This window comes from Streptomyces sp. NPDC049687, assembly GCF_044465285.1.
GTDB lineage: Bacteria > Actinomycetota > Actinomycetes > Streptomycetales > Streptomycetaceae > Streptomyces.
Genome location: NZ_JBITLN010000030.1, coordinates 12828 through 36113, shown reverse-complemented (window position 1 = coordinate 36113; position 23286 = coordinate 12828). Strand labels below are relative to the sequence as shown.

At 69.3% G+C, this 23286-nt stretch carries 19 protein-coding genes and 1 pseudogene; 8 read left to right on the top strand and 12 right to left on the bottom strand.

All coding sequences use genetic code 11. From position 1 onward, the window contains the following. Window positions 1-101: 101 nt before the first annotated feature. Both ACIBVL_RS42580 and ACIBVL_RS42575 read right to left on the bottom strand, forming a co-directional pair. Window positions 102-404 (bottom strand): hypothetical protein, encoded by a 303-nt coding sequence (locus tag ACIBVL_RS42580; RefSeq protein ID WP_399106563.1) that lies wholly within the window; start codon window positions 402-404, stop codon window positions 102-104. Then, window positions 392-682 (bottom strand): hypothetical protein, encoded by a 291-nt coding sequence (locus ACIBVL_RS42575; RefSeq protein WP_399106561.1) that lies wholly within the window; start codon window positions 680-682, stop codon window positions 392-394. The genes ACIBVL_RS42580 and ACIBVL_RS42575 overlap by 13 nt, the downstream gene beginning before the upstream one ends. 188 nt (window positions 683-870) lie before the next feature. On the opposite strand from ACIBVL_RS42575, the gene ACIBVL_RS42570 reads away from it, so the two are divergent. Beyond that, a complete protein-coding gene (locus ACIBVL_RS42570) occupies window positions 871-1512 on the top strand; it encodes a GNAT family N-acetyltransferase (RefSeq protein ID WP_399106559.1) in 642 nt (213 codons plus the stop codon). A 40-nt stretch (window positions 1513-1552) separates the two neighbouring features. On the opposite strand, the gene ACIBVL_RS42565 is transcribed toward ACIBVL_RS42570, so the two are convergent. Then, window positions 1553-2746 carry an RtcB family protein gene (locus ACIBVL_RS42565; protein WP_399106557.1) on the bottom strand — a complete coding sequence of 398 codons (1194 nt, stop codon included), beginning with the start codon at window positions 2744-2746 and terminating at the stop codon, window positions 1553-1555. A 204-nt stretch (window positions 2747-2950) separates the two neighbouring features. Between ACIBVL_RS42565 and ACIBVL_RS42560 the strand changes: the two genes are divergently transcribed. From ACIBVL_RS42560 to ACIBVL_RS42550, 3 genes are all read left to right on the top strand, one after another. Next, window positions 2951-3757 (top strand): DUF3558 domain-containing protein, encoded by an 807-nt coding sequence (locus ACIBVL_RS42560; protein ID WP_399106555.1) that lies wholly within the window; start codon window positions 2951-2953, stop codon window positions 3755-3757. Window positions 3758-3875: 118 nt separating this feature from the next. Beyond that, a complete protein-coding gene (locus ACIBVL_RS42555; protein ID WP_399106553.1) occupies window positions 3876-4826 on the top strand; it encodes a DUF3558 domain-containing protein in 951 nt (316 codons plus the stop codon). 74 nt (window positions 4827-4900) lie between these two features. Beyond that, window positions 4901-6277: a DUF2637 domain-containing protein gene (locus ACIBVL_RS42550; protein WP_399106551.1), complete on the top strand. Its 1377-nt coding sequence runs from the start codon at window positions 4901-4903 to the stop codon at window positions 6275-6277. A 66-nt stretch (window positions 6278-6343) separates the two neighbouring features. On the opposite strand, the gene lysS is transcribed toward ACIBVL_RS42550, so the two are convergent. Then, entirely contained in the window at window positions 6344-8083 is a 1740-nt protein-coding gene (gene lysS / locus ACIBVL_RS42545) for a lysine--tRNA ligase (protein WP_399106549.1), read from the bottom strand. Between the two features lie 131 nt (window positions 8084-8214). Between lysS and argS the strand changes: the two genes are divergently transcribed. Together argS and ACIBVL_RS42535 are read left to right on the top strand one after the other, a co-directional pair. Then, window positions 8215-9981: an arginine--tRNA ligase gene (gene argS / locus ACIBVL_RS42540; protein ID WP_399106547.1), complete on the top strand. Its 1767-nt coding sequence runs from the start codon at window positions 8215-8217 to the stop codon at window positions 9979-9981. A 93-nt stretch (window positions 9982-10074) separates the two neighbouring features. Beyond that, a complete protein-coding gene (locus ACIBVL_RS42535) occupies window positions 10075-10860 on the top strand; it encodes a DUF4253 domain-containing protein (protein ID WP_399106545.1) in 786 nt (261 codons plus the stop codon). Between the two features lie 7 nt (window positions 10861-10867). Here ACIBVL_RS42535 and ACIBVL_RS42530 read toward each other — a convergent pair whose 3' ends face one another. The 5 genes from ACIBVL_RS42530 to ACIBVL_RS42510 all read right to left on the bottom strand — a co-directional run bounded on the left by ACIBVL_RS42530 (window position 10868) and on the right by ACIBVL_RS42510 (window position 15890). Next, window positions 10868-12061, bottom strand: a complete 1194-nt coding sequence (locus tag ACIBVL_RS42530; RefSeq protein WP_399106543.1) for a PLP-dependent aminotransferase family protein — start codon at window positions 12059-12061, stop codon at window positions 10868-10870. Between the two features lie 325 nt (window positions 12062-12386). Next, entirely contained in the window at window positions 12387-13385 is a 999-nt protein-coding gene (gene hemB / locus ACIBVL_RS42525; protein ID WP_399106541.1) for a porphobilinogen synthase, read from the bottom strand. A 379-nt stretch (window positions 13386-13764) separates the two neighbouring features. Next, window positions 13765-14076 carry a hypothetical protein gene (locus ACIBVL_RS42520; protein ID WP_399106539.1) on the bottom strand — a complete coding sequence of 104 codons (312 nt, stop codon included), beginning with the start codon at window positions 14074-14076 and terminating at the stop codon, window positions 13765-13767. A gap of 92 nt (window positions 14077-14168) precedes the next feature. Beyond that, a complete protein-coding gene (locus ACIBVL_RS42515) occupies window positions 14169-15203 on the bottom strand; it encodes a helix-turn-helix domain-containing protein (RefSeq protein WP_399106537.1) in 1035 nt (344 codons plus the stop codon). Window positions 15204-15479: 276 nt separating this feature from the next. Beyond that, window positions 15480-15890 carry an ATP-binding protein gene (locus ACIBVL_RS42510; protein ID WP_399106535.1) on the bottom strand — a complete coding sequence of 137 codons (411 nt, stop codon included), beginning with the start codon at window positions 15888-15890 and terminating at the stop codon, window positions 15480-15482. A 173-nt stretch (window positions 15891-16063) separates the two neighbouring features. Between ACIBVL_RS42510 and ACIBVL_RS42505 the strand changes: the two are divergent. Continuing rightward, window positions 16064-16902, top strand: a pseudogene (locus tag ACIBVL_RS42505) (helix-turn-helix transcriptional regulator). Beyond that, a complete protein-coding gene (locus tag ACIBVL_RS42500; RefSeq protein ID WP_399106533.1) occupies window positions 16893-17099 on the top strand; it encodes a DUF397 domain-containing protein in 207 nt (68 codons plus the stop codon). Before ACIBVL_RS42505 ends, ACIBVL_RS42500 begins: the two are co-directional and overlap by 10 nt. Window positions 17100-17156: 57 nt before the next feature. Here ACIBVL_RS42500 and ACIBVL_RS42495 read toward each other — a convergent pair whose 3' ends face one another. From ACIBVL_RS42495 to ACIBVL_RS42485, 3 genes are read right to left on the bottom strand one after another with little or no spacing between them, the layout of a single operon-like run. Next, window positions 17157-20393: a type I restriction endonuclease subunit R gene (locus tag ACIBVL_RS42495; RefSeq protein WP_399106531.1), complete on the bottom strand. Its 3237-nt coding sequence runs from the start codon at window positions 20391-20393 to the stop codon at window positions 17157-17159. Further along, window positions 20390-21604 (bottom strand): restriction endonuclease subunit S, encoded by a 1215-nt coding sequence (locus ACIBVL_RS42490; RefSeq protein ID WP_399106529.1) that lies wholly within the window; start codon window positions 21602-21604, stop codon window positions 20390-20392. The genes ACIBVL_RS42495 and ACIBVL_RS42490 overlap by 4 nt, the downstream gene beginning before the upstream one ends. Beyond that, a complete protein-coding gene (locus ACIBVL_RS42485; RefSeq protein WP_399106527.1) occupies window positions 21597-23219 on the bottom strand; it encodes a type I restriction-modification system subunit M in 1623 nt (540 codons plus the stop codon). The genes ACIBVL_RS42490 and ACIBVL_RS42485 overlap by 8 nt, the downstream gene beginning before the upstream one ends. Window positions 23220-23286: the final 67 nt, after the last annotated feature.

Genomic DNA, 23286 nt, shown 5'->3' with positions numbered 1-23286 from the left:
GTGCACACCGTCCGCAAACCAGGCACTACGAAACAGCGAACCAAGAAGTCAACAACCCCACGACCCCGCCGCACAGGTTAAAGATCAAGCTAGGACACGCCCTAGGGGCCCTTGCAGTCCGGGTCGTCGACGATCACCGCGTTGGCCGGAATGATGACGACGTCGTCCTCGTCCTCGGCCTGCACGAACTTCGTCGTGGCGTACCCGCGTCTCCCCTCCCCCACGCACTTGGTGGCCAGATTCCCGAACCCGTCGGGGAAGTTGTAGACCTCGGCGGGACTGTCCTCCCCGGCCCGCCCCGCCACCGGCGCGTCGGCCTTCCCCCGCTCGTCGTAGTACTTCTGCGAGCACCCGCCGAGCGCGAGAACCAGCACGGCCACCAACCCCGCGCTCACCCACCGCACGACTTGTCCTCGACGATCTGCACATTGGACGGCCCCGTCGCGTTGGTCGTCACATACGCCCGGAACCCGTGCCCCACGCACTTGGTGGCGAGGTTCCCGAACCCGTCCGGCATGTTGAACACCTCGGCCGGAGTGTCGTCCCCCTTCTTCCCCGCGACCGGGGCGTCCCCCTTGCCCCGCTCGTCGTTGTACTCCTGCGAACAGCCGGCCAGTGTCCCCACGGCCAGCAGCACCAGCCCCACGGCCCACACCGACACACGTATGCGCCTGCGCTCCATCACTGCACCCCCTGCTTCCCCGTATCCCCGTGTCCCCGTATCTCCGTTGAGCGTCGAGCCGGTTGGCTCCGACGGCTCCCCTGAAGACAGCGCCCCGCCCCGCCCCGGTTCCCGCCCCCACGCATAGGGCCCGCAACGAGGGCCGCTCCCCCACCTGGCCGTCCTTCGCCCGAGCCCCGGAATCCGTGATGCGCCTGTTCCTCACGGCACTGCGCTCCCGTTACGGCTCGGTGGAGTACGTGACGGACGCCCTGGGCATGGACGCGGGGTCCCTCGCCGCCGCCCTGCGCACGCGCCTCCTGGAGCCGGTCCCCACCACCTGGCCGCCCCTGACCTACCGCAAGGCGACAGCGCGGGACGCCGCCCTCCTCGTCCGCCTGCGCGACACGGCGGCCCTCTGGCAACTGGCCCGGGGCATCGCGCAATGGCAGCCGGGCGAGAAGGACGAAACCCACTTCCGCACCCGCGTGCAGGAAGGCGAGGTATGGCTCGCCCACGCCAACGGCTCACCGGTCGGCGCCTGGGAACTCTGGTGGACCGACCCGGCCGCCTGGGGCCCCCGCCCACCGGACGCCGGCTACATCCACCGCCTGATGACAACCCCGCACACGGCTCCCCCGTCCACAGGCCGCACCATGCTCGCGGAAGCCGAACGCCGTATCGCCGCCGCGGGCCGCCCCTACGCCCGCCTGGACTGCCTGTCCTCCAACCCCCGCCTACGCGAGTACTACGAGACCGCGGGCTACACGGTCGTGGGCGAACAGCGAGCGAAGACCGACGACGGGGGCAGCCCGTACGCGGTGACGTTGCTGGAGAAGCGACTGGTGTGACGTGGGCACAGGGGGAGGGCCCGGCCCTCCCCCTACCGCGTCACCCCTTCACACACACGACCTGCTTCAGCTTCGCCACGACCTCCACCAGGTCCCGCTGCTGGTCGATGACCTGCTCGATCGGCTTGTAGGCGCCCGGGATCTCGTCCACGACGCCGGAGTCCTTACGGCACTCCACGCCTCGCGTCTGCTCCTCCAGGTCCCTGGTCGAGAAGCGCCGCTTGGCCGCGTTGCGGCTCATGCGCCGACCGGCGCCGTGCGAAGCCGAGTTGAAGGCCTTCTCGTTGCCGAGACCCTTCACGATGTACGACCCCGTGCCCATGGAGCCCGGGATGATCCCGTACTCGCCGGAACCGGCCCGGATCGCGCCCTTGCGGGTCACGAGGAGGTCCATACCCTCGTAGCGCTCCTCGGCGACGTAGTTGTGGTGCGCGCTGATCTCCTGCTCGAAGGTCGGCTTCGCCTTCCGGAACTCCTTGCGGATCACGTCCTTCAGAAGCGCCATCATGATGGTGCGGTTGTACTTCGCGTATTCCTGCGCCCAGAACAGGTCGTTGCGGTACGCCGCCATCTGCGGGGTGTCCGCCACGAACACGGCGAGGTCGCGGTCGATCAGGCCCTGGTTGTGCGGGAGCTTCTGCGCCACGCCGATGTGGAACTCGGCGAGTTCCTTGCCGATGTTCCGGGAACCGGAGTGCAGCATCAGCCAGACAACTCCGGTCGTATCCGTGCACACTTCGACGAAGTGATTTCCGCTTCCGAGCGTTCCCATCTGCTTTGTGGCACGTTCCTGGCGGAATTTGACCGCATCGGCGACACCTCCGAACCGTCCCCAGAAGTCGTCCCACCCCCCGGTGGCGAACCCGTGCAGTTGCCCCGGATCCACCGGGTCGTCGTGCATCCCCCGCCCCACCGGAATGGCCTGCTCGATCCTCGACCGCAGCCGGGACAGATCCCCCGGCAGGTCATTCGCCGTCAGCGAGGTCCTGACCGCGGACATCCCGCACCCGATGTCGACCCCGACCGCGGCCGGGCACACGGCCCCCCGCATCGCGATGACCGACCCGACCGTCGCGCCCTTCCCGTAGTGGACGTCCGGCATCACGGCCAGACCCTTGATCCACGGCAGCGTGGCGACGTTGCGCAGCTGCTGCAGCGCCACGTCCTCCACCGTCGCGGGGTCGGTCCACATCCGGATCGGTACCTTCGCGCCCGGCATTTCCACGTACGACATATCTGTCTCATTCCCCCGGAGTCACAACAGAAGTCCCAAGTCGCAAAACCGGCGCCAGGGTCGACGAAAACGGACAACGGACCGGCGTCCACGGTGTTGCGTGCGATACACATTGTCTGCCGGTGCCGCCCCCGCCCGGCAAGCGAATAACCAGCGGGGACACTGGGACCACGATCATCACGCGACCGTCGAGAGGAGCCGACCGTGCAGCGGAAGGCCTACGTACCCGGCGTCGCCGCACTCCTGGCGGCGCTGCTGGCCGGCTGCACCGGCGGCTCGGACGACGGCGGCTCGACGGACAACTCCAACCCCGGCGAGGCCGGTACCGCGTCGGCCGCCGCGCAGCCCGGCAAGTACACGACCCTCCCCGAGGCCTGCGGTGCCGTCAGCCACACCACGCTCGACTCCCTCCTGCCCGGCATCGAGGAAATCACCGACGAGCAGCAGCGCGAGACCGCCTACGAGGGCGAGGCGACGCCGACGTTCGACACGGACCGCAAGGTCGGCTGCCGTTGGAAGGTGCAGTCGGCGGACGCCACCGACCACCTCTTCGTCGACTTCGAACGCGTCGTCTCCTACGACAACTCCATCAGCGACGACAACGAGGCCGAGGAGCTGTTCGCCAGGAAGATCACCGCGGCCGACCTCCCGGAGCCGACGGCCTCCGGCACCGCCACGGAGACCCCTTCCGGCACCGCGACCCCCTCCTCCACGGCGTCCCCGTCGTCCTCCGCCTCCACCTCCCCCTCCCCGTCCGCCACCCCCGCCGACCTCCAGCCGCGCCTCCTCGACGACCTCGGTGACGAGGCGTTCGTCGACGACGTGCTCAGCAGCTCGGGTTCGACGGCGAAACAGCGCACGGTGACTGTGGCGTTCCGCACGTCCAACGTCATCGTGACGATCGAGTACGAGGAGCAGCCGGCCACCGTCGGAACGGACCCGGACAGCGAGGAAATGCAGGACAAGGCCCGGAAACTGGCCTCTCAGCTGGCCGACTCCCTGGCCGGCTAGGGGTCTTCGGCGTCCGTCCGCCGCCCCTCCGCGAAGCCGGTGAAGCGGAACCGCACAGCTTCCTCACCGCGTACCGTGGCCCCTCGGACCCGATCCGACCGCAGGAACCACGAGCGTCATGAGTGAAGGAACCATGCAGCGACGAGCCCAGCGAGACGACCAGTTTGCCCAGCGCGCCACCCGTGTCGGAGGCCTGAACCGCGTCCTGGCCGCCGCGCTCGCGGTGCCCGTGATGGCGTTCGCCGCGGCCTGCTCCTCGGACTCCGGCTCGGACTCGGGCGCGGCCACCACCGACAGCGCGCAGGGCACCGGCGGCACCGGCGAGGTCGCCGCGAGCTCCTCCCCCACCGTCCAGGCGGCCGCGTACGCGACGCTGCCCGGCGCCTGCAAGGTGCTCTCGAAGAAGACGCTCACCGAACTGGTTCCGAAGGGGACGTCCTCGGGCAAGGAGGGCGCCTCCAGCGACACCGGCGCCCGCGCCAGCTGCTCCTGGTCCAGCCTCGCCAACAACGGCGTGAAGGGCTCCCAGTTCCGCTGGCTGAACGTCTCCCTCCTGCGCTTCGAGTCGGACGCGGCGAGCGGTGACGCCGAGGCACAGGCGGAGACGTACTACGCGAAGCAGGTCAAAGCCGCCCAGGCGGTGTCGGGTGCGAAGAACGCCAAGACGGAGACGGTCACCGGGACCGGCGACGAGGCGACGGTGGTGCGCTACGACCTGAAGAAGAAGGAAGGCGCCTTCAGGCAGCAGACGGTCGTGGCCCGCGTCGAGAATGTCGTCGTCACCCTCGACTACAACGGCGCCGGCCTGGCGGGCGAGAAGACTCCGAGCGCCGACACCCTCACCGAAGCCGCGAAGAAGGCGGCCAAGGAGGCGGTGGCCGCGGTGCGGTCCGCCAACGGCGAGGGCGGCAGCGACAGTTCGGGGGCGACGACGAGCCCGTCCCCCACCAAGTCGGCATCGAAGTCGTCCTCGCCGACCCCGAAGACGACGGCGTCCAAGACCCCGGCCGGCACCACGACGAAGTCGGCCTCGAAGACGACGGCCACGGCCTCGTCCTCGAAGAGCTGACGATCCCGCAACACGTGCGCCGCACACATGTGCCACCCTGTTGCGCGCAACAACACGCAAGGGGAGGGAATTAGGTGGCCGCGCCAATCCAGCTGACTCGGATGCACCGCGTTCTCATAGGCGTGGTCGTGACCGGCGCCGTGATCATCGCCGGCATCGGCTTCGCCGGCTCGTACGCGGCCGTGCGCGAGTTGGCCCTGAAGAAGGGCTTCGGGAACTTCTCCTATGTGTTCCCGGTCGGCATCGACGCGGGCATCTGCGTCCTGCTCGCCCTGGATCTGCTCCTGACCTGGATCCGTATCCCCTTCCCGCTGCTCCGGCAGACGGCCTGGCTGCTCACGGCGGCCACGATCGCCTTCAACGGCGCGGCCGCCTGGCCGGACCCGCTGGGCACGGGCATGCACGCGGTGATCCCGGTCCTCTTCGTGGTCTCGGTCGAGGCGGCCCGCCACGCGATCGGCCGCATCGCGGACATCACGGCCGACAAGCACATGGAGGGCGTCCGCATCACCCGCTGGCTCCTCTCCCCGGTGCCGACGTTCCTCCTCTGGCGCCGGATGAAGCTGTGGGAACTGCGCTCCTACGACCAGGTCATCAAGCTGGAGCAGGAACGTCTCGTCTACCAGGCGAGGCTCCGTTCCCGCTTCGGCCGGGCCTGGCGCCGCAAGGCCCCGGTGGAGTCCCTGATGCCCCTCCGCCTGGCCCGCTACGGCGTCCCCCTGGCGGAAACGGCCCCGGCGGGCCTGGCGGCAGCGGGCATAGAACCGGCCCTGCTGCCCCCGGCCCCGCAGCAGCAGGAACTGACGGCGACCGGCACGGGTACGCCTGCCGCAGCGGCCGAACTGCCCGCCGCGGGCGGCCCGGGCGCCGTGGCCGCGGGCAGTCGTGTCGCCGGGGCGGCGCGGGTGGGTGCAGCGGCGCCTCCCGGCGAGCAGCGCCAGGACCCCGGCGGCCGGCAGAACCCCGGGTACCCGGAGAGCGCCCCGGCCCCGGCCCCCGCCTCCGACGAGAGCCCCTGGTTCCACGCGGCGCCCCCCAACAACGTCGAGTACCAGGGCGGCTACGACCCCACCTACGACCCGTCGGAGCAGTACGCCCACTGGTACGAGGACCAGCAGCAGGCCGACGAGTACCGGGAACAGTACGAGGAAGAACCCCCGGCCCCCGGCCAGGAACCCGCACCGGAGGAGACGGGCACCTTCCCCATCCCGGTGTCCCCCGGCCGCACCCGCGAACTCGGCGAGGGCGGCGGCACCCCCGAGCCGGACGAGGACGCCTACTACGCGATCTTCGTCAGGTCGATAGACGGCAGCTACCCCACGCCCCGCGTCCTGGGTGACAACATCCAGGCGACCTACGGCACGACCCTCACCCCCAGCGCCCTGAAGACGCTCGCGGAACGCTTCCAGCACCGCCACTCGGCGGAACTGGAGGAGGACCACATCGCGTAGGGCGGACACGTACGACGAAGGGGGCGCCCGGCGAACACCGGGCGCCCCCTTCATCGTGGAACCGGCCTACTCCCCGAGCAGGGCCCGCACCCGCTCCTGTCCCACCGCCAGTAGCAGCGTGGGCAGACGGGGCCCGGTGTCGCGTCCGACGAGCAGGTGGTACAGCAGCGCGAAGAACGTCCGCTGGGCGGTCTTGATCTCCGCCGGCAGCTCCTTGGGCGTGGCATCGGCGGAGAACCCGGCCTGCACCTTGGGAACGCCGTAGACGAGATGGGTGAGCCCGTCCAGGGACCAGTGCTCGGCGAGCCCGTCGAGCAGCAGCCGCAGGGACTGCTGGGAGGCCTCGTCGAGGGACTTCAGCAGCTCGGCGTCGGGTTCGTCCCGCACGATGGTCCGCTGGTCGGCGGGCACGTGCGTGTTGATCCAGGCCTCGGCCTTGTCGTACCGCGGCCGGGCCTCGTCGAGCGACCCGAGCGGGTTTTCGGGGTCGAGCTCGCTGAGGATGCGCAGCGCCTGGTCCTGATGGCCGGCGGTGATGTCGGCGACGGAGGCCAGCGTCCGGTACGGCAGCGGCCGCACGGTCCGGGGCAGCTCACCGCCGGCCGTGCGCACCGCCCGCGAGTGGGCGGCGACGTCGGCCGGCAGGGCGGACCCGTCCGCCACCTTCGCGTCCAGCTTGTCCCACTCGTCGTAGAGCCGCTGGATCTCCTGGTCGAAGGCGATCTTGAAGGACTGGTTGGGCCGGCGGCGGGCGTACAGCCAGCGCAGGATCTGCGGCTCCATGATCTGCAGGGCGTCGGCGGGGGTGGGCACACCACCGCGCGACGAGGACATCTTCGCCATCCCGCTGATGCCGACGAAGGCGTACATGGGCCCGATCGGCTGCTTGCCGCCGAAGATCCCGACGATCTGCCCGCCGACCTGGAAGCTGGACCCGGGCGAGGAGTGATCGACACCGCTCGGCTCGAACACGACCCCCTCGTACGCCCACCGCATGGGCCAGTCGACCTTCCAGACCAGCTTGCCGCGGTTGAACTCGTTCAGCCGGACGGTCTCCGAGAAGCCGCACGCGGTGCAGGCGTACGTCAGCTCGGTGGAGTCGTCGTCGTAGGAGGTGACGGTCGTGAGGTCCTTCTCGCAGTTGCCGCAGTAGGGCTTGTACGGGAAGTAGCCGGCCGAGCCGGACGAACCGTCGTCCTCAGCGGCCGCGCCGGACCCCTCGGCGGCCTCGAGCTCGGCCTCGTCGACGGGCTTCTGTCCCTGCTTCGCGGGGGCCTTCTTGGTGCGGTACTGGTCGAGAACGGCGTCGATCTCGGCCCGGTGGGCGACCGCGTGCAGGATCTGCTCCCGGTACACGCCGGAGGTGTACTGCGCGGTCTGGCTGATCCCGTCGAACTCCACGCCCAGCTCGGTTAGCGACTCGATCATCGCGGCCTTGAAGTGCTCGGCCCAGTTCGGGTACGACGATCCGGCCGGGGCCGGGACGGAGGTGAGCGGCTTGCCGATGTGCTCCTGGTAGCTGTCGTCGACCCCGGCGATCCCTTGCGGCACCTTCCGGTACCGGTCGTAGTCGTCCCAGGAGATCAGGTGCCGCACCTGATACCCGCGGCGGCGGATCTCGTCGGCGACGAGGTGGGGGGTCATGACCTCACGGAGGTTGCCCAGGTGGATGGGCCCGGAGGGGGACAGCCCGGACGCGACGACAACGGGTTTGCCGGGGGCCCGACGCTCCGACTCCTCGATGACCTCATCCGCGAAACGGGAGACCCAGTCGGTGGTCTCGGTGCTCTGAGCCACGATCGGCACGTCCTCTTTTGCTGAAGGCTTGATGGTGGCCCCATTCTCCCAGACCGCCCCGCGCCCGGGAAAACGGCTTTACCCCCCATGGGATACTGGGCGGGTCTATCCATCCCACGAGGAGAACGGCACCCACTCCTATGGCCTCGGTCACGTCTCTCGGCGACTCCGTCCAGCAGCACCTCGCGTCCGCCCTCTCGGCCACCTTGCCGGAGGCCGCCGGCGCGGACCCGCTGCTGCGCCGAAGCGACCGGGCCGACTTCCAGGCCAACGGCATCCTGGCCCTGGCCAAGAAGGCGAAGGCGAACCCGCGGGAGCTGGCGACGCAGGTCGTGGCGAACGTGGTGACCGGTGAGGTGATCAAGGAGATCGAGGTCTCGGGCCCCGGCTTTTTGAACATCACGCTCACCGACCGGGCGATCACGGAGAACCTGGCCGCGCGGTACGCGGACACGGACCGTCTGGGCATCCCGCACACGCGGACTCCCGGCACGACGGTCATCGACTACGCCCAGCCGAACGTGGCGAAGGAGATGCACGTCGGGCACCTGCGCTCGGCGGTGATCGGTGACGCGGTGGTCCAGCTCCTGGAGTTCACGGGCGAGACGGTGGTCCGCCGCCACCACATCGGCGACTGGGGCACCCAGTTCGGCATGCTGATCCAGTACCTGGACGAGCACCCGCACGAGCTGGACCACAAGGCGTCCGAGGTCAGCGGCGAGGAGGCGATGTCGAACCTCGACCGCCTCTACAAGGCCGCGCGCAAACTGTTCGACGCTGACGAGGAGTTCAAGACGCGGGCCCGCCGCAGGGTGGTGGACCTCCAGGCCGGCGACCCGAAGACCCTGTCGATCTGGCAGAAGTTCGTCGACGAGTCGAAGATCTACTTCTTCTCCGTCTTCGAGAAGCTGGACATGGAGATCCGCGACGAGGACATCGTCGGCGAGTCGGGCTACAACGACATGCTGGCCGAGACCTGCCGCCTCCTCGAGGAGTCCGGCGTGGCGGTCCGCTCGGAGGGCGCTCTGTGCGTCTTCTTCGAGGACATCAAGGGCCCGGACGGCAGCCCGGTCCCGCTGATCGTCCAGAAGTCGGACGGCGGCTACGGCTACGCGGCCACCGACCTCTCGGCGATCCGCGACCGCGTCTTCAGCCTGAAGGCGAACACCCTGCTGTACGTGGTGGACGCCCGGCAGTCCCTCCACTTCAAGATGGTCTTCGAGACGGCCCGCCGGGCGGGCTGGCTGAACGAGGACGTCAGGGCCCACCAGTTGGCCTTCGGCACGGTCCTGGGCAAGGACGGCAAGCCGTTCAAGACCCGTGAGGGCGAGACGGTGAAGCTGGTCGACCTCCTCGACGAGGCGGTGGACCGGGCGACGACCGTGGTGCGCGAGAAGGCCGAGAAGGTGGGCCTGGCCGAGGAGGAGATCGTCGAGAACGGCCGGTACGTCGGCATCGGCGCGGTGAAGTACGCCGACCTGTCGACGTCCGCGGTCCGGGACTACAAGTTCGACCTGGACCAGATGGTCTCGCTGAACGGCGACACGAGCGTCTACCTCCAGTACGCGTACGCCCGTATCCGGTCCATCCTGCGCAAGTCGGAGGGTGCCACCCCGGTCGCCCACCCGGAGCTGGAGCTGGCGCCGGCGGAGCGCGCCCTGGGCCTGCACCTGGACCAGGTCGGCGAGACGGTCCTGGAGGTGGCGTCGGCCTACGAGCCCCACAAGCTCGCGGCGTACCTCTACCAGCTGGCCTCGCTCCTGACGACCTTCTACGACCAGTGCCCGGTCCTGAAGGCGGACACCCCGGAGCAGCGGGAGAACCGCCTCTTCCTGGTGGACCTGACGGCCCGCACGCTCCACCAGGGCATGGCCCTGCTGGGCATCCGGACGCCCGAGAGGCTCTGACACCCACCGCGTCCCCACCACCGGCCCCGGCCGGAGCTCCGGCTCCCGACCGGGGCCGCCGCGCTGTCAGTGCCTGCCCTTACAGTCACCCGCATGGCGACTCTTCCCAACCCCCTGCCCAAGCTGGCGTCCGACCCGAGCGGGCGTTCCCTGGGGCTCCGGCTCCCGCCCGGGAGACTGATCGACGCGACGGACGAAGGGCCCTGGCACGAGCCGTTGCTGTGGCATGCCGAGCGGCCGGCCGCACCGGGCAACTGGTCGGCGCTGGGGGCGGGTTCGGTGCGGGCCGGGCTGCTGCCGGTCCTCGTCGACCTGGGCGGGTCACAGGGCGGCCCGCAGGAGTGGGAGCTGATGCCCGGGGAGGTGTCCTACCCGGGTGACCACGACGCCGAGGAGGTCCTCGCGGAGTACTGGGCGGAGGTCGCAGCGGAGGGCGAGGAGTGGCCGGGGCCGGCCAAGAGCCCGGCACTCACCTCCGATCCGGACACCCGCGCGGCGCAGATCGCCGACCTGCTGACGAGCGAGGGGCCTTCCTGGTTCGGTACACCGCATCTCGCCCTCGTCCCGGCCCGGCGCAGCGCGGACGTGCCCACGGCCATCGGCTGGTCGGGCCCGGCCGACTACGAGGGCGACACCGCCCGCCTGTCGGCGGTCCTCCGCTCGTGGGAGGACCGCTTCGGCATACGCGTCGTCGGACTCGGCTTCGCCGTCCTCGTCCTCTCCGTCGCCGCCCCGCCGGCCACACCGCAGGAGGCGCGGGCGGTGGCCGCCGAACACTTCGCCTTCTGCCCGGACAACATCACGCGGGGCCCGGGAGCACTGGCGCCCTACGCCCACCAGCTCGTCGGAGAGCGCATGTGGTCGTTCTGGTGGGACTGACCGCCCGCTACCGCCTCAACCCCTTCCCCAGCCTCCGCAGCCCCTCCCCGATCTCCCCCGGCGTCTGCGTCACGAAGCACAGCCGCAGCGTCGACCCGTCGGGTTCACCGGCGTAGAAGGGCGCGCCGGGGACGTACGCGACCGCCTCCTCCACCACCTTCGGCAGCAGGGCGGTGGTGTCGTACGACTCCGGCAGCCGGGCCCAGAGGAACATGCCGCCCTCCGGCCGGTTCCACGCCGACCCCTCCGGGAGCGCCTCGCGCAGCCCCGCCAGCATGGCGTCCCGCCGCTCGCGGTACACGGCGGCCACCTTCGCCACATGCGCGTCGAGGTCGTTCACGGCCAGGTAGCGTGCCGCCGCGAGCTGGTTGACCGTGGGGGTGTGCAGGTCGGCCGCCTGCTTGGCGACGGCACAGGCGCGGCGCAGCTCCGCGGGAGCCCGCAACCAGCCCAGCCGCAGGCCGGGGGCCATGACCTTGGAGAAGGAGCCGAGCAGCACCGTACGGTCGAGGGCGTCGGGGTGGGCGGCGATCCAGGGGACGCGCTCACCTTCGTAGCGGAGTTCGCCGTAGGGGTCGTCCTCGACGATCCACAGGCCGTGCCGGGCGGCGACGGAGGCGAGCGCGGCGCGGCGGTCGGCGGGGAGGGTGCGGCCGGTGGGGTTCTGGAAGGTGGGGACGGTGTAGAGGAGCTTGGGCCGCTCCCGCACCACCAGTTCGGCGAGGGCGTCCGGGTCGGGCCCGTCCGCGTCGCCCGGCACGGCCACGACGCGCGCGCCCGCGAGCCCGAAGACCTGAAGGGCCGCGAGATAGCAGGGCGCCTCGACGAGGACGGTGTCGCCGGGGTCGAGGAGGGCGGTGGCCAGCAGGGACAGGGCCTGCTGGGAGCCGGTGGTGACGAGGAGGTCGTCGGCGTCCGTCGCCAGCCCGCGCAGCGACATCCGCGCCGCCAGCCGCTCCCGCAGGTCCGGCTCACCCTCGGTCGTGGCGTACTGCAGGGCACGGCCCGGCACTTCCTCCAGCACATGGCGGAAGGCCGCCGCCACGCCCTCCCGGTCGAACAGCTCCGGCGCGGGCAGACCGCCCGCGAAGTTGATCACCTCGGGACGGGCGGTGACGGCGAGGATGTCCCGTACGGGGGAGCCTGCGGTGGTCCGGGCGCGCGCGGCCAGGGACGGGGGTGCGGCGGATGCGAGTGTCATGCCCGCACCCTAAGGAAGTAGATGGCGCCTACACTCGCCTTTTCGGCATGTGGACGGCGCCCGCGTCCCACATCCCGTCCCGACGGGACCATGTTTCACCAGGTCAGAGCAGCTGGGACCGGACCGTCGTCCCGAGTTGCGCGCCGGGTGTGGAAGATCGGAGGTGGCACGACACAGGCTTGCCCCATGCCCACACGCCCCACTCCCCCCACCCGCCGCCCCGTCCGTCTCCTGGCCGCCGCCCTGACGGTGGCCGCCGCGCTCGCCCTCACCGCCTGCGACGACGGCGAGGGCCTGCGCGACGAGGGCCCGTCGGGAACCGCCGCTACGACGAGCGGAGTTTCAGAGCCGCCTCCGTCGCCCAGTAGGTGAGGATGTTCCGTGCCCCGGCCCGCTTGATGCCGGTCAGCGTCTCGAAGATGGCCCGGTCGCGGTCGAGCCAGCCCTTCTCGGCGGCGGCCTCGATCATCGAGTACTCGCCGGAGATCTGGTAGGCGGCGACCGGCACGTCCACCGCGTCCGCGACCCGCGCCAGGATGTCGAGGTAGGGCCCGGCCGGCTTGACCATCACCATGTCGGCTCCCTCCTCCAGGTCCAGCGCCAGTTCGCGCATCGACTCGCGGAGATTGGCCGGGTCCTGCTGATAGGTCTTGCGGTCCCCCTTCAGCGAGGACCCGACGGCCTCCCGGAAGGGGCCGTAGAAGGCCGAGGAGTACTTGGCGGTGTAGGCGAGGATGGAGACGTCCTCCCGCCCGATCTGGTCGAGCGCGTCGCGGACGACCCCGATCTGCCCGTCCATCATCCCGCTGGGCCCCACCACATGGGCGCCCGCGTCGGCCTGCACCTGCGCCATCTCCGCGTACCGCTCCAGCGTGGCGTCGTTGTCGACGCGCCCTTCCGCGTCCAGTACCCCGCAGTGCCCGTGGTCGGTCGTCTCGTCGAGGCAGAGGTCAGACATGACCAGCAGGTCGTCCCCCACCTCGGCGCGGACGTCCCGGATGGCGACCTGGAGGATCCCGTCCGGGTCGGTCCCCGGCGTCCCGAGCCCGTCCTTCTTGGACTCCTCCGGCACCCCGAAGAGCATGATCCCGGAGACCCCGGCCTCCACGGCCTCCAAGGCGGCCTTCTTCAGACTGTCGCGCGTGTGCTGCACGACCCCGGGCATCGCCTGGATCGGCACCGGCTCGCTCACACCCTCCCGCACGAACGCGGGCAGGATGAAGTCGGCCGGATGCAGCCGGGTCTCGGCGACCATGCGCCGCATGACGGGGGTGGTCCGCAGCCGCCGCGGCCGCGAACCGGGGAAGGATCCGTACTTCGTCATGCGACCACGCTACGCCCGTCGTGGCCCCGCCTTTGCCGACGCCCCGTCGGCCCCGCTGCCGGGCAGCCGCACCGGGCCCTGGCCGGACGCGACGCCGTGGCTGAACGGCTACCCTGCTCGACTGCACCGGCCGCACAGCGACCCTGAACCTCTCGGTCCCCGACGGCATCCCGGAGCAGACGGTCGGCACGGCCGTGGACGAGATCCTCGCCACCCCGGCCCTGCAGGGCCGGAGCAGACACTGAGCGACTGCGCGGGCCCGCCGCCTCCGTCCTGGAGGGGCGGGCCCGCGCCTCGTGTCGACGGCCGCCCGTTTTGCCAGTTCTTGATCATTTACGATAGGTTCGCGGAATTCTCGACTCATCCGCCCTGTTGGCCCCTAATCCTGCCCGCCCGGAACGAGACGCAGGCCCGCCTCCGGCGCGAACTCACCGACCTCGAAAGCGGCGTCACGCCAGTTGACGACCAGGTCCAGCAGTCGGTCGGTGTCGTGGGACCAGGGCGGCGCCTGGCAGGGCACGGTGGGGAAGAGCACGGCCGTTGCGAGCCTGACCGCCATCAGCGCGGCGCCGGCGTGGGGTTCCACGCCGACCTCCGCTCCCTCCCGCTTCAGGGTTTCGAGGTCGGCGGCAGCTTCGAGCAGGACTCTGTACACGCGTGCGTAGGCGGCATGGGCCGTGTCGTCGGGCATCGTCTGGTGGCTGCTTCCTCGTATGTCGGGGGGTTCGGTGGGGCCCCGGGGCCGCGGGGCGACCGCCCGGCCTCGTGACGGCCTCGGCGGGCTCAGACCGTGAGGACGGTCTCGAGGGCCATAGCCCTGCGGGCACGGCAGTCTCGACAGCATTTGTCCGGGGCCGACCTGCGGAAGACACGCGTGCAGCCGCCCTCGCAGTCCGTCCAGGGATCCGCCCAGGGGGTCGGCGGGGTCCGCCCGGGGTCCGCAGGCGAGGCCTTTGCTCGTTCAGTGGAAGGAGAGAGGTGCGGCAGGGGTGGCGGCAGCCCCTCCCGGAGCCGGTAGGCGAGCAACCCGGCGGGAGACTTCACGGCGGCCGGGACGTCGGCGGTCATGGCATGGATCACGGCGGCCCGGGAGGCACCGTTGTCGAGCCAGGCGACGACGACGGGGGCGAGGCGCTCCACGTCCTTCCGGGAGAGCATGAAGCGGTCGTCGGTGCGACGCAGGCCCGCGAGCAGGGCGACGGCCTTGTCGTGGTGCTCGCTGCCGCACCGTTCCGGGCTGCCGGAGGGCTCGTGTTCGGAAGGTCCATGGCCCGGCGGTTCGGACCGGGTCGGCGGAGGCGCAGCGGAGACTGGACCGTCTTCGGGGTCGACTTCGACTTCGGCGACTGGCGCGGCCGGGGCCACGGCGGCGACCGGGGTGATCTGGGCGACCCTGGCGGCAGGGACGTCCAGCACGTCCCGCACCTCGGGCGCCTCTGTCCCGCTCCGGGTGAGCGCCGGGACGTTGTGCGCGTACGTACGGGTGACGAAACGGCCCCCGTCCGTGCGCTCGCGCACCCGCTCCAGATAGCCGTGCGCCTCCAGTTCCCGCAGTCCGAAGGAGATGCGGTCCCGCCCCTCGGGGAAGCGTTCGGCGAGGCTGCGGATGTCGACGGGGGCGCCCTGCGGCAGCGACAGGATGTGGACGGCCAGTCCGATCGCGATCAACGACAGTGCCCGGTGCTGGGCGAGGTGGTTGCCGATGATCGTGTAGTGGCTCGACTGGTACGCACGTACGTGGGTGACACCGGAGGGGGTGGCACTGCGCCGAACGCCCGGTGTCGGGCGCGAGGCAGCGATAGGCTTCGTAGCAGCCATAGGGAAGACCTTGCTCTCTTCCTGGATGGTCAGGCCCTCGCACTGGGATTGCCGTCCCGGCGGGGGCCGATGCATGTGTGGTGTCGTTCGTGCCGAGCGTGCACGGCAGGAAGACCCACACGCCAGCCACAACGGCCCGTTTCACCCACCCGAGTGACAAACACGGGGTTTGGTTTGGTTGGACGGGTTTTTTCCCCGGTTTCTTTGATCCTTTACGGCCCGCAGCCTCGGCCTTCACCCCACCGGGTCCCGTATGTCCGGGCTCCGGTTCGGAGTTCACCGGCAGGGGTCGAAATCCAGTTCTGCCCACACGGTCTTGCACGGCACCGGCCCGGACCGCACACCCCACCGGTCGGCCAACTCCTCGACGAGCAGCAGACCGTAGCCGGATTCCGCAGGGGCCTCGCCGCCCGTTCGGGCCGGTGCGGGCAGGTGATCCCCCCGGGTGTCCGCGACCTCGATGCGCAAACTCCCGGCCCTGACGACGGAGAGCGTGAGACGAAAGCTCCGCCCGGGCACGCGGCCATGCAGAGCCGCGTTCGCGGCGAGTTCGGCGACGAGGAGCCGGGCCGGGTCCAACGGCAGCCCCCAAGAGCCGAGCCGTTCGGCCGCAAGCAGGCGGGCGAGACGAGCGCCGCGCCGGGTGGCGGAGAGCGGTACGGAGAACTGATGGAGCGGAGCGCGCACAGTTTGCGATTCACGTCACTCAGCGTGTCCATGCGTACGTAACCTGTGAAGAAGGGCGGCCCGTGCGGAGGGTGTCTGTCCTTGTGGCGCCCGGTTCCGTCCGGGCTGTACGGGGTGACCGGGAGCGGGCGTCGGGGTTGGACAAGGAAGGGCGCGGCGGGAGGGCGGCGGACGTGAGCGAGTGGGACGCGGGACCAGAGGAGGGCGAAGAGGCCGGGGCCGTCATGAGGACGGTCCTACGGCAGCTGAAGCTGTGGCGCGAGTCGGCCGGCCTCACCCAAGCCGAGTTCGGGGCGGCCATCGGCTACGGGGAGGAACAGGTCTCCTCCGTGGAGCGGGGGCGGCGCATCCCCCGTCCCGAGTACCTGGACCGCGCGGACGAGGTCCTGGCGGCGGGCGGCAGGATCGCGGCGTTGAAGGAGGACCTGACGGAGATCCGCTACCCGAAGAAGGTACGGGACCTGAAGAAGCTGGAGGCGGACGCGGTTGAGCTGGGTGCTTACAACAACTCGGTGATTCATGGGCTGTTGCAGACAGTGGAGTACGCGACCTCGGTCTTCAGCGCGCGCCGACCGCCCTTCAGCGCGGACGACTTGGAACAGCGGCTGGCAGCCCGCGTGTCACGCCAGAAGATCGTCGACGACACAACGGCACGTCCCTTCTTCAGTTTTGTCCAGTGCGAGTCGACTCTTCGGAGACCCATCGGAGGCAGGATGGTTATGCGGCGTCAGCTCGCCTACTGGAGGTCGCCGAGTTCCGGAACGTTGATCTCCAGGTGCTCCCGCTGAGTCGTGAGGTCAACTCCGGTCTGGCCGGTTCTTTCAGACTGCTCAGGCTCATGGACGGCAGCACGGTCGGGCATGTCGAGGTGCAGCACATCAGCCGTGTGATCACCGACCCTAAAGAGGTTCAGCTGCTCGACATGCGTTATGGGACCATCCGGGCACAAGCTCTCGACCCCCGAGAGTCGACAGCCCTCATCAAGAAGGTGCTTGGAGAGACATGCCTCTGAAGCCGTACAGCGAAGCCAGCCCCGGCCAGGAGTGGATAAGGAGCAGTTACAGCACGGACGAGGGGCCCGACTGCGTAGAAGTGGCCTCGGCCCCCGCCCGCATCCTGGTCCGCGACTCCAAGCACCCACAGGGCCCCCGCCTCACCCTGGCCCCCACCGCCTGGACGGCCTTCCTGCCGTACGCGTCGCGCCGCTGAAGGGCGCATCGGCTGGGCTCCTTCTCGACCGCCCCGGACGGGAGCCCACCCGAACGCTCAGGCAAGGCTCTCCGCCATTTCCTCCGCCTGCTTCAGGACGCGTTCGATCGCCGCGGGCTGCTTGTCCGGCGGATAGCCGTGCTTGCGCAGCAGGCGGAGCACTCGGGCCATGATCTTGTCCCGGGCCTGCTCCTTCACCTTCCAGTCGACGGTGACGTCCTTCCTTATCTGCTCGTACAGCTCGTGAGCGATCTTCGCGAGGAGGGTGTCCTCCATCTCCTCCACCGCCGACGGATCGGCGGCGAGGGCGTCGTAGAAGGCGAGTTCGTCCTCGGTCAGCCCGAGGTTCTTGGCCCTGCTACGGTCGGCGGACACCTCTCGTGCCAGGTTGACCAGGAAGTCCATGAACTCGGCTGCAGTGAGCAAGCCGTTGGTGTAGCGGTTCATGGCGGCCTTCATCTTCTTGGTGAAGGTCTCCTGCCGGGTCAGGTTGTTCGGGTGGGCGTCCTTGATCTCCTTCACCAGCGCACGCCGGAGCGCCGCGATGGCGAGGTTGGGGTGCCTGCTTGCCTTCAGGTCGTTCAGCACGCGGTCGTCGAGGTGGGACAGGTCGGGCTTGGTGAGGCCGGCCGCGTCGTAGATGTCCACTACGCCCTCGGTGGCGACGACGGACTCGTTGAGCTGGGCGATGAGGAGGCGGACGTCGGCGGCTGTGGCGAGTCCCTGTTCCTCCTTCTCGTCCATGGCGTACTTCTCGCGCGAGGTGCGCACGGCCTCGAAGAAGCGGATGTCGGGAAGCAGGTCCTGCACCCGCTGGTCGGTGGGGCAGAGGGAGAACGCCTGACGCAGCAGGTTCGCGTGGTACATGAACCGCTGCCTGCGGGTGGCCTTCCCCCATTCCGGCGCGGGCTCGGGGGCGATCAGGAACTCCAGCGCCTCCGTCAGCGCCTCCCGGTAGGCGCTCGGACCGCCCGCGTCGCGGATCTCGCGCCAAGGGCAGCCGTGAAGAAGATCGTCGATGCGCTGGTGGTTCTCGCGGACGAGTTGGACGGCCTGGCGCAGGTCGGCGCCGAGCATGGGGTTCTCCTGGTCCCGCTCGGAGTACTCGGCCAAGGCTTCCTTGATCTCCCGGATCACACCCTGGAAGTCGACGACCAGACCCGACGGTTTACCCGGCCAGGTGCGGTTGACGCGGGCGATGGCCTGCATCAGGGCCGCGCCGCGCATGCGCTTGTCGAGGTAGAGGGTGTGCAGGGGCGGTGCGTCGAAACCGGTTAGCCAGAGGGACTGGACGATGACGAGTTCCAGTACGTCGTCCGCGTCGGTGACCCGCTTCTGGATGTTCTTCAGCTGGGTCGGTGTGCGGACGTAGTCGGCGACCTCCGGAACGTCCTTCGCGGCGTTGCCGGTGAACACGACCCTGATGCGACCGGTGTCGTCGGTGAGGAGCTGGGACTCCGGATCCTTCTCCCCCGCCCACTCGTGCCGACGCCGGATGATCGCCTCGAATAGGCGCGCGGCGATGACCCGTGACGCACAGACCACCATGCCCTTGCCGGGGTGACCGGTGAGCTTGATCATCTCCGAGCGGCGCGCGTCCCAGTGTTCGAGGATCGTTCCGGCCAGCTCCTCGATACGCCCTGGGGCACCGATCAGGCTCTCGTACTGACCGAACTGCCGACGGGCCTTGCGCTGCTCCTCCTCCGACAGCCCCTCTATCAACCCCTCGGCACGGGCGTCGAGGTCGTCGAGATCGACATCGGCGGGAAGGTCGACGCGGACCAGGTGCGGCTCGTAGAAGACAGGGACGGTCGCTCCGTCGTCGACGGCCTGTGTGAGGTCGTAGGTGTGGATGTTCTCGCCGAAGACGCCACGGGTGCTGCCGACGCCGTTCTCGATGGGGGTTCCGGTGAACGCGATGAAGGTGGCGTTCGGCAACGCGTCGCGGAGGTTGCGGGCGTAGCCGTCGATGAAGTCGTAGTGACTGCGGTGCGCCTCGTCGACGACGACGATCACGTCACGGCGCGGGGAGACGAGCGGATGCCGGACGCCGGCCTCCTTCTCCCCCTGGTTGAGCCGGAACTTCTGGAGCGTGGTGAAGACGACGCCCCCGCCCCCCTCCTGCCGCTGGAGCAGCCGCCGCAGTTCACCCGCGTCGTTGGCCTTCTCCGGAGCCCCCGTGATCTTCTCCAAAGTGCGACTGGCGGCGAAGGTGTCGTAGAGCTGGGTGTCGAGGTCGATGCGGTCGGTGAGGAGGACGAAGGTCGGGTTGGACAGCTCGGGCGTCCGGGCCGCCTTGCCGACGTAGAACAGCATCTCCTCGCTCTTGCCGGCGCCCTGGGTGTGCCAGACGACACCGGCCCGGCCGTCGGTAGCGACGGCGGACTCGGTGGCGCGCACGGCCGCGTTGACGGCGATGTACTGGTGCGCCTTGGCAAGCTTGACCATGTCGACGGCACCGGATTCCGGGGCCGAGTAGGACAGGAAGTTGGCGACGAGATCGAGGAAACGGGCCGGTTCGAAAGCGCCGTAGAGCATCCGCTCCAGGGCGCGCCCGTCCTGCCGCTCCTCCTTGCGGAGCATGACGTCGTGCTCGTCGGCGTGCCAGGGCGACATGTGCTGCCACGGCGTGAAGGGGGTGCCGACGCGTGCGGTGATCCCGTCGGAGACGAGGGTGAGCAGGAGCGTGGCGAAGGTACCGGTCTCCTTCAGCTCGCGCCGGTAGCCCTGGACCTGGTCGTAGGCCGTGCGGGCGCTGTCGTTGCTGTCGGCCTTCTTCAGCTCGATGACGGCGAGGGGCAGGCCGTTGACGTACAGCACGATGTCGAAGACGAAGGTCCGGTTCTTCGTGCTGCGCACCCGCACCTGGGAGGCGGCGACGAGATCGTTGCCGTGGGGGTCGGCGAAGTCGACGGGACGGATACGGGCGTGCCGCTGCTCGCCGGTGGCGGGGTCGTCGTAGGGCACGCTGATCCCGTCGGTCAGCCGCTCGTAGAACCGGTGGTTCTCCCGGAGGTCGTTCCGCGTCTGCCAGCGCAGCAGCTCGTTGGCGGCGTCCTCGGCGACGTGCTCGGGCAGGCGCGGGTACCGGGTGCGGATCGCCTTGAGCAGGCGGGGTCGCAGCACGAGGTCGTCCCAGTCGGCCCGCACGCCCTGCGCGGGCCCCAACTCCGGCCCGGGGATGTGCTGCCATCCGTACTCGCCGAGTACGTCGAGCGCGTGCAACTCCAACTCCGCCTCGGTGAGCCGGTCTATCGGCGGCTCACCGGGCACGTGATCGGCGGCTGCGGTCATACGGCCTCCTCGACGGTACGGACGGCGTCCCGCACACGGAGCTTTCCGGAAAGGAGCTGGGGGAGGAGGGTGTCCCGGAGGTCGGCGAGGGTGCGGTTCTCGTTGGCTGTTTGCGTCACGGTTGCGTGCAGCGCTTCGAGCCGAGCCGACAGCCGCTCTCGCTCGCCTTCGGCGGGCAGCAGGATTCGCCAGCTGGGCATCTCCTTGAGCGGCAACCGGTCGACCGTCGCACCGTAGACGGTCCTGCGCTTGATCTCTTCCTGGAATGCAGGACTGAGGTAAGCGTGGAGCAACAACGCGCCGCTGACCGAAGCGGACTTGCTGCGCAGCAAAGCCATACGCCTCCCCAGGCTGCCACGAACGCCAGGGGGCATCAGCGCGGCGTCACCGAGCCGCGTCTCGTAGGAGAAGAGAACGTCCCCGGCTTTTGGCTGCACGCGCCGGGTCCAGCGAGGGAAGTCGCCCTCAGAGAGGTGCGCCGACTCTGTCAGGTCTAGATAGCCATTTTTGAGACTGCTGATGCTGAGGAACCAGGGTCCGGTCTCGGTCTTGTGCGGGGTGGCGTGCGGCCCGTCGAAGAGCACGGCAAGATCACCGATCAAATCGGGTTCGCCGCTCGTACCGTTGGCTTCGTAACAGGCGCTGGCAAGACTGAGGCTGGTCTCGCGGATCCGCTCGTTGAGCGCGATCTTGTCGTCTAGGGCCCCAAGCACTTCGGCCACGGCCTGCTGCTCTGGGAGCAAGGGGAGGGCGATGTCGTACTCGCAGATACGGTTGGGACTAGTGTGCTTTACCGTGCTACCGGTGGCCGTTGCGACAACATGCTGATGATAAGCATCGACACGGAGTGCATAGTAAAGGAATTTCTTGTCCAGCAAATCTGGTCGCGAGATACATACCAAACCAATGCGTTGATTATGCAAGTACACGCCGCCATCCGGAATTATCGCCGGAAACCCCAGAGTGTCGGCACCCTTACTCAGGTCCGTCATCGTAACTACCAGGTCACCCTGCGACAGCGTAAATCCTTCCGGCACAGGACCCACGTAATATTTCGGCTTAGATTTCCTAAATCCGCCACCAATGGAGAAGTTCCCGGGCGTTACCAGCACGGGTCCCGGCGGCACCTCAGTGAAGTACTCGCCTTTAAAGGCAAATCCATGCTTAATCGAGACCAACTCGCCCAGCTTCTGGGGACGCCACTCAGGCACTTACCCTCCCCAACTGCTCATCCACAACCTTCGCCAACCGCTCAGACTCCGCAAACTGCTCCCGCAGCAACGCAGTCAACCGAGCGATCTTCTCCTCCACCGGCTCCGCGTCCGGGTCGACCTCCTGCTCCGCCGCCCCCACATACCGCCCCGGCGTCAACACAAAGTCGTGCCCGGCGATGACATCCAGCGAAGCGCTCACGCAGAACCCCGGCACATCCTCATAAGGCCCGTGCCCCTCCACCCCCCGCCACGCCCGCACCGTGTCGCCGATGCGCTCGACGATCTCCTCCTTCTCCCTCAGCACCCGCAGCGTCCGGTTCTCCATCTCCCCGAACTCGCGCGCGTCGATGAACAGCACCTCGCCCTTGCGTCCCGGCGCCCATCCCGAGTGCCGCCCCTTGCCCTCCGCCAGGAACCACAGGCAGGCCGGGATCTGCGTGGACCGGAACAACTGCCCTGGCAGGGCGATCATGCAGGCGACCAGGTCGTCCTCGACCATCGCGCGCCGGATGTCACCCTCGCCGGACTGCTTGCTGCTCATCGAGCCGTTCGCCAACACGACACCCGCGCGCCCACCCGGCGCGAGCTTGCTGATCATGTGCTGGAGCCAGGCGTAGTTGGCGTTGCCGACGGGCGGGGTGCCGTACACCCACCGCTTGTCCATGCCGAGCAACTCGCCGCCCCAGTCGGAGATGTTGAACGGCGGGTTGGCCATGACCACGTCCGCCTTCAGCTCCGGATGCTGGTCGTTGCGGAAGGTGTCGGCAGGCTCGTCGCCCAGCTTGGCCTCGACCCCGTGGATGGCGAGGTTCATGTGGGCCAACTGCCAGGTGGTCTGGTTGAGTTCCTGGCCGTAGACGGAAACGTTCAGCGGGTTTCCGCCGTGGGTCTCGATGAACTTCTCCGCCTGGACGAACATGCCGCCCGAACCGCACGCCGGGTCGTACACCCGCTCGCCCTGCTTGGGCTCCAGGACCTCGACGAGAAGCTTCACCACGCTCTCCGGGGTGAAGTACTCGCCGCCCTTCCGGCCCTCCTTCAGGGCGAACTCCGCGAGGAAGTACTCGTAGACCTCGCCCATGATGTCCCGGGCGCCCCGGCGCTTGCCGTCCTCGCCCAACTGCTCCTGGAAGACCAGCCGGTCCAGCAGCTTGACCAGGCCGGCCAGGCGCTCGCCGTCGACACGTCCGCTGTCGTAGATCTTCGGCAGGGTCCGGTTCAGCGACGGGTTGAACTTCTCGATGGCGCGCATCGCCGCGTCGATGGCCTCGCCGATGCTCTGGCCCTCGACCGTGCCCTTCGCCCGCTCCAGGACGCTCTCCCAGCGCGCGGTGGGCGGCACGTAGAAGATCCCGGAGCCGGTGTACTCGCGGCGCTCCTCAAGGGTGGCGAGGAGGTCGGCCTCGCTCCAGCCGCCCTCCTCCCGCAGCTCGGCCTCCAGCTGCGCGCGCTTCTCGGCCATGGCGGCGGAGACGTACTTGAGGAAGACCAGACCCAGCACGAAGTGCTTGTACTCGGCGGCGTCCAGGCTGCCGCGCAGCTTGTCCGCAGACGCCCACAGCACCTTCTTCATGGCCGGGGGCTCGGTCGTCTTCTTCTTGCGTGGCGGCACCGGTGCCTCGTTTCTTTCTCGTTCGCGGTGTTTCTCGTCGTACGTCGTGGCGGCCGGTGGACAGGAA

Coding starts and splice junctions, on each gene's coding strand:
- ACIBVL_RS42495 (WP_399106531.1), bottom strand. CDS start 20,393: ATGACCGCAGCCGCCGATCACGTGCCCGGTGAGCCGCCGATAGACCGG.
- ACIBVL_RS42555 (WP_399106553.1), top strand. CDS start 3,876: ATGAGTGAAGGAACCATGCAGCGACGAGCCCAGCGAGACGACCAGTTT.
- argS (WP_399106547.1), top strand. CDS start 8,215: ATGGCCTCGGTCACGTCTCTCGGCGACTCCGTCCAGCAGCACCTCGCG.
- ACIBVL_RS42520 (WP_399106539.1), bottom strand. CDS start 14,076: ATGCCCGACGACACGGCCCATGCCGCCTACGCACGCGTGTACAGAGTC.
- ACIBVL_RS42570 (WP_399106559.1), top strand. CDS start 871: ATGCGCCTGTTCCTCACGGCACTGCGCTCCCGTTACGGCTCGGTGGAG.
- hemB (WP_399106541.1), bottom strand. CDS start 13,385: ATGACGAAGTACGGATCCTTCCCCGGTTCGCGGCCGCGGCGGCTGCGG.
- ACIBVL_RS42535 (WP_399106545.1), top strand. CDS start 10,075: ATGGCGACTCTTCCCAACCCCCTGCCCAAGCTGGCGTCCGACCCGAGC.
- ACIBVL_RS42575 (WP_399106561.1), bottom strand. CDS start 682: ATGGAGCGCAGGCGCATACGTGTGTCGGTGTGGGCCGTGGGGCTGGTG.
- ACIBVL_RS42500 (WP_399106533.1), top strand. CDS start 16,893: ATGCCTCTGAAGCCGTACAGCGAAGCCAGCCCCGGCCAGGAGTGGATA.
- ACIBVL_RS42530 (WP_399106543.1), bottom strand. CDS start 12,061: ATGACACTCGCATCCGCCGCACCCCCGTCCCTGGCCGCGCGCGCCCGG.
- ACIBVL_RS42515 (WP_399106537.1), bottom strand. CDS start 15,203: ATGGCTGCTACGAAGCCTATCGCTGCCTCGCGCCCGACACCGGGCGTT.
- ACIBVL_RS42565 (WP_399106557.1), bottom strand. CDS start 2,746: ATGTCGTACGTGGAAATGCCGGGCGCGAAGGTACCGATCCGGATGTGG.